The 6,011-nt window shown below is 64.6% G+C and carries 4 protein-coding genes and 1 pseudogene; 4 read left to right on the top strand and 1 reads right to left on the bottom strand.

Features of this window, described 5'->3' with window-relative positions; all coding sequences use genetic code 11:
* A pseudogene (locus tag ACQY6C_RS14540) lies at positions 1-185 on the bottom strand (protease modulator HflK); the annotation flags it as partial.
* A gap of 110 nt (positions 186-295) precedes the next feature.
* Between ACQY6C_RS14540 and ACQY6C_RS14545 the strand changes: the two are divergent.
* The 4 genes from ACQY6C_RS14545 to ACQY6C_RS14560 all read left to right on the top strand — a co-directional run.
* Positions 296-1,261, top strand: a complete 966-nt coding sequence (locus ACQY6C_RS14545; RefSeq protein WP_427969970.1) for an Mrp/NBP35 family ATP-binding protein — start codon at positions 296-298, stop codon at positions 1,259-1,261.
* Between the two features lie 2 nt (positions 1,262-1,263).
* On the top strand, positions 1,264-3,537 hold the full coding sequence (locus tag ACQY6C_RS14550) for a molybdopterin cofactor-binding domain-containing protein (protein WP_427969971.1): 2,274 nt from the start codon (positions 1,264-1,266) through the stop codon (positions 3,535-3,537).
* Positions 3,534-4,568, top strand: a complete 1,035-nt coding sequence (hemH, locus tag ACQY6C_RS14555) for a ferrochelatase (protein WP_427969976.1) — start codon at positions 3,534-3,536, stop codon at positions 4,566-4,568. The genes ACQY6C_RS14550 and hemH overlap by 4 nt, the downstream gene beginning before the upstream one ends.
* 50 nt (positions 4,569-4,618) lie before the next feature.
* The coding region (locus tag ACQY6C_RS14560) for a cytochrome P450 (protein WP_427969978.1) at positions 4,619-6,011 on the top strand (1,393 nt) is incomplete at its 3' end.

A 6,011-nucleotide genomic window follows, 5' to 3' on the forward strand; every position in this document is an offset into this window, starting at 1 on the left:
TCGATGCTGGCGGAACGGCGCTTGTCATCGCCCGTGCCACCGCCCGGCACCCAGGGATTGCGCGGACCGTCGCCGTCATCCGTCCCTTCGTTTGAAGGCGCGCTGTCCTCTCCGTCGCCCCAGGGGCTTTTCTTGCCGGCCATGGCCAGCGCGATCGATCTTTTGAAACCGTCGAATATCTGCATATCTCCCTTATAGGTAGCGTTGCGGCGAAAAACAGGGCCAGAACCAAAATCAGGGCCAGAAATAAAAACAGGGATTGCGCAGGCGAATTTGATGCTAGGGCGCGTGCAACATGAGTGAGCAGAACCTGACTGACCGCCTGCCGACTTCGTTAGCAGAGCGCGTAAAATCGGCGAGAATGGTGAATGACCGGGCGGTGGTGGTGGTCGATGCCACCGGACTCACCGCTTCCCAACGCAGCGATATCGAGCAGGCCGTTACCGATATTCTCGGTGCGGTCGAAGGCGTCAGCGAAGTGCGCGTGGCGATGATGGCGGACAAAATAAGCCGCCGGATGATCGCGGTGGGATCGGGCAAGGGCGGGGTCGGCAAGTCCACGCTCACGACCAATCTGGCGGTCGCGCTGCAGCGCATGGGGCACAAGGTCGGCGTGGTCGATGCCGATGTCTATGGCCCATCGCAACCCAAGCTGCTCGCCAATGAAGGGCAGAAGCCACGAGCAGAAGGCGACAAGCTGATCCCCGTACCCAGCAAGCACGGCGTGCCGGTGCTTTCGATGGGGCATCTGGTCAAGCAGGGGCAGGCGCTGGCCTGGCGCGGGCCGATGGCCGGCAATGCGCTGTCGCAGCTGATCGACGCAGAATGGGGCGATGCGGAACTGCTACTGATCGACTTGCCGCCGGGCACGGGCGATGTGCAGCTTTCCATGCTGCAAAAGCACAAGCCAGACGGCGCGATACTGGTTTCGACGCCGCAGGATCTTGCGCTGATCGATGCGGCGCGCGCCGGGCAATTGTTCGACCAGGGCGGCGTTCCGATCATCGGGCTGGTCGAGAACATGGCCGGCTATCAATGCCCGCATTGCGGCGAAGTGAGCGATCCTTTCGGCAAGGGTGGCTTCGAAGCCATGGCCGCTCAGATCGAATTGCCTTTCCTCGGGCGCATTCCGCTGAGCCTGCCGATCCGCGAAGCGGGCGATAGCGGCGAACCTGTCGCTGCGGGCGATAGCGACGAAGGGCAGGCGTTCCGCGACGTGGCTCTGCGGATAGCCGAATGGCTCGCCAGGGAGGCTGGCTGAGCATGCCCCTGACCCGCCGCGGCCTGCTGACAGGCGCCGCGATTGGCGGCGGGGTGGTGGTGGCTTGGGCGCTGTTTCCGCGCAGCTATCCCGATGTGCTGGAGCCGGGGCGCGGCGAATATGCTTTCGACGCATGGCTCAAGATTGCCGAAGACGGCGTGGTGACCGTGGCTGTGCCGCAGCTCGAAATGGGGCAGGGGATCACAACCGTGCTGCCGCAAGTGGTGGCCGCCGAACTGGGGGCGGACTGGCGCCAAATTGCAGTCGAGCCTGCGCCTGTCAGCGGAAGCTATGCCAATGTGCCGCTGGCTGCCCGTTGGGCTCCGCTGTGGATGCCTTTCGCTGCCGGTCTGGCCGAGGAACCCGACGGCCTGGTCGCACAGCGCTTTGCCGAAGGCAGGCGCTTTTCCGCCACCGCCGATGGCATGTCGCTCGCTGCCTTTGAGGGACCTTGCCGCAATGCCGCTGCTGCTGCGCGCGCGATGCTGGCGCAGGCCGCTGCAGACCGGTGGAATGTCTCGTGGGAGGAATGCGAGGCGCAAGCGGGCTTTATCGTCCATGGGGACAAGCGGCTGCGCTTTGCCGAACTGGCGCAGGAAGCCAGCACATACGATCCGCCCGATCCGCCGCCGCTGAGGTCGGAGCCACATGGCGAAGACCCGCTTCCCGGCCAGATCGAGGGTGCGGGCGACTATCCCCGGCTCGATCTGCCGTCCAAGGTCGATGGCAGTTTCATGTTTGCCGGCGATGTGCGCCTGCCGGGCATGGTCTTTGCCGCGATCCGTCACGGCCCAGTGGACAAGGCCACGCTGGTCGAGTTCAACCAGTTCAGCACGCAGGGCATTCGCGGAATCGTGGGCGCGGTGAAGGGCAATCGCTGGCTGGCGGTGGCCGCGACGAACTGGTGGGCGGCCGAGCGGGCGCTCGACACCATGAAGGCGCGCTTCAATGTAGAGTTTCTGGCCGATAGCGACGATTTCGAGGCGCGGATCGATGACGCGCTGCGCAAGGGGGAGGCGCACCGTATCGAGGAGCGCGGCGGCGGCTATGACAGCGGCGGCAATGCGAGCCTCGCCCTGCGTTATGACGTCGAGCCGGGAGTCCATGCGCCGCTCGAAACGGCCAGTGCCACGGCGCGCTTCGAAGGCGGTCGGCTCGAACTTTGGGTGGCGACGCAGGCGCCGGAATCCGCTCGGATTGCAGCGGCAAGGGCGCTTGGCATCGCGGTCGAGGACGTGGTGCTCTATCCCATGCCCGCGGGCGGCAGCTTCGATAGCCGGCTCGAGCATGACCATGTGATCGAGGTTGCGATGATCGCGCGCGAGCTGGGCCGCCCGGTGCAACTGACATGGTCGCGCTGGCAGGAATTGCTCCGTTCGCGCCCGCGCCAGCCCGCCAGCCTGCTGGTGACAGCGCAGATCGGCAAAGACGGGCAAGGGCGGATCGAAGGGCTCAAGACTCGCATCGCCACGCCGCCCGCCAATATGGAGTTCGGTCAGCGCCTGTTCGACAACAAGGCAAGCTGGGCGGCAATCCGCGATTCCGAAGGCGCGGCCGATGCACTGGCCTGCGAAGGGGCCATGCCGGTCTATGACATTCCGCGCGTGGCGGTGGATCACGTGCCGGTCGAGATCGGCCTGCCCTGTTCGCGGATGCGCGGCAATGCGCATGGCTATACCGCATTTGCGATTGAGAGCTTCATTGACGAGGTAGCGACCCGGCATGGGCGCGAACCGCTTTCCTTCCGTATCTCGATGCTGGGGCAGGACGTGCGGATGGCCGCTTGCCTGCAGCGCGTCGCGCGGCTGGCGGAATGGGATGGCGGCCAGGACCAGAGCGGCAAGGGAATCGCCTGCCACAGGATCGGTGATGCCGAAACCGGCGGGCGGATCGCCTGTATCGCCAGTGCGCGGGCGGGCGATGGCGGAGTGCGTGTGACCAGGCTATCGGCGATTGTCGACATCGGACGGATCGTCAATCTCGACATTGCCCGCCAGCAGATTGAGGGCGGGCTGGTGTTCGGACTGGCCATGGCGATGGGCGCGAGCGCACGCTATCGCTCCGGCCTGCCAGTGGCGCAGCGCCTGTCCGATCTCAACCTGCCCGCTCTGACCGATTGCCCCGAAATCGAAGTCGAGTTCATGGCGAGCGAAGCACCGCCGGCTGATCCTGGCGAGTTGGGCGCGGTGGTTGCGGCGCCCGCGATTGCCAATGCGCTCTATTCGGCGACCGGCTTGCGCTTGCGGCGGCTGCCTTTACTCTCCGGCGGGTTATGAAGGAGAATGGTCAGCAGCTGCCCGGCGATCATCCGCCCGTGAGAAGCGGGCTGGCCGGTGTGCTGCTGGTCAATCTCGGGACGCCCGATGCGCCCGAGCCCGGCGCGGTGAAGCGCTATCTGGCGGAATTCCTGTCGGACCCTCGCGTGGTCGAAATCCCGCAAGTGTTGTGGCAGCCGATCCTGCGCGGGATCATCCTCAACACGCGCCCGAAGAAGAGCGCCGCGGCCTATGCCAAGGTCTGGACGGATCGCGGATCGCCGCTCGCCGCCATCACCGCCGATCAGGCCGCCGGGCTGAAGCAGCGGCTCGGCGCCATGCACGGCGAGGGCACGCGGATCGATTACGCGATGCGATACGGCCAGCCTTCGATCGAAAGCCGCTTGCTGGAAATGAAGGAAGCCGGATGCGACCGGATCCTGATTGCGCCGCTCTATCCGCAATATTGCGCGGCGACGACGGCGACGGTGTTTGACGAGGTTGCGCGGGTGCTCGGCAAGATGCGCTGGCAGCCGTCGCTCCGATTCCTCGCGCCTTATTATGATGAGTCGGCCTATATCGCCGCCCTGGCGCGCGATCTTTCATCCCAACTGGGGGCTCTCGAGTTTGAACCCGAGGTCCTGCTGCTGAGTTTTCACGGCATGCCGCAGCGTACGCTGGAGCTGGGCGATCCCTATCACTGCCACTGCATGAAGACCGCGCGACTGCTGGGGGATCGGCTTGCCAAGCCGGGCCTAAGGATCGAGACGACCTTCCAGTCGCGCTTCGGCAAGGCCAAATGGCTCGAACCCGCGACCGATGCGACACTTGAGAAGGAAGCGCGCGGCGGAACGCGCAAGCTGGCGGTCGCCGCTCCCGGTTTCGCCGCCGATTGCGTCGAAACACTGGAAGAACTTGCCATTGCCGGGCGCGAGCAGTTCACCGGCGCGGGTGGACAGGACTATGCCGTGCTGAGCTGCCTCAACGCTTCCGATGCCGGAATGGAGATGCTCGAGACGCTGGTCGCGCGGGAACTGTCGGGCTGGATTTAGCGCGCGATTATCCTTACGTTTAGGTAAGCAACAGACCCTAGAGAGGTCAGATGGCAAGCCTTGCAGAACCCAAACCTGCACGAGAAGCGGACGCATTCTCGCCCAGCCACTGGAGCGAGCGTATCTCGCCGGAAGCGCTTGAGCACATTCCCGGCGACGCGGGCCTTCCCATAATCGGCAATACATTCCGTATGCTGGCCGATCCGCACGGTTATGCGCGGTATATGGCCGAGACCTATGGCCCGGTCTACAAGAGCCGCGCCTTCGGCATGTGGAACGTGATGCTGATCGGTGCCGATGCCAACGAGTTGCTGCTGTTCGACCGCGACAAGATCTTCTCCAGCGAGCAGGGCTGGGGCCCGGTGCTCGACAACCTCTTCCCGCGCGGGCTGATGCTGATGGATTTCGACCATCATCGTGCCGACCGCCGTGCACTCTCGATTGCTTTCAAGCCCGAACCGATGCGGCATTATGCCGGCTCGCTCAATCGCGGCATCGCGGAGACGGTGAAGCATTGGGGCGGCAGCGAAATGCGCTTCTATCCCGCGATCAAGCAGCTTACGCTGGACCTGGCTGCGGAGAGCTTCATCGGGATCCCCTGGGGCCCGGAGGCCGACCATATCAACCGCGCCTTTGTCGACATGGTGCAGGCTTCGGTCGCGCCGATCCGCAGGCCGCTGCCCTTTACGGCGATGAAGCGCGGGGTCGATGGGCGGGCCTTCCTGGTCGACTATTTCACGCGCGAGACGCATCGGCGCCGTGCGGAAGGCGGCGGGCAGGACATGTTCAGCCAGTTCGCCACCGCGACCCGCGAAGATGGCGGCCTGCTGCCGGTCGATGAAGTGGTCGATCACATGAACTTCCTGATGATGGCTGCGCATGACACCATCACCTCCTCGGCCACGTCGCTGGTCTATCTGCTGGCGAAACACCCCGCCTGGCAGGAGAAGCTGCGGCAGGAAGTGGTCGCGGTCACCGGCGGGCCTGACGCATCGGGTAATCCGCGGCTGCTGGACTATGGCGATCTGGGCAAGCTCGAGCTGACAGAGATGGCTTTCAAGGAAGCGCTGCGCTTCATCCCGCCGGTGCCGTCATTGCCGCGCCGCGCGCTGAAATCCTTCGAGTTTGGCGGATATGAAATCCCGGCGGGTACTCCGTGCGGAATCAACATCCACCTGGTGCACCATTCGGAAGAGCACTGGCCCGATCCCGAACGCTTCGATCCCATGCGTTTCACGCCGGATCTGGTGAAGGAGCGGCACAAATACGCCTGGGTGCCGTTCGGCGGCGGGGCGCATATGTGCCTGGGGCTGCATTTCGCCTATATGCAGGTGAAGATCCTGATGGCGCAGCTGTTGCAGCGCTATTCGATGGAAATTGAGGAAGGCTATGAGCCCAAGTGGCAGCCCTGGCCCATTCCCAAGCCGCGTGACGGGCTGAAAG

Source organism: Altererythrobacter sp. (genome assembly GCF_050299635.1).
GTDB lineage: Bacteria > Pseudomonadota > Alphaproteobacteria > Sphingomonadales > Sphingomonadaceae > Erythrobacter.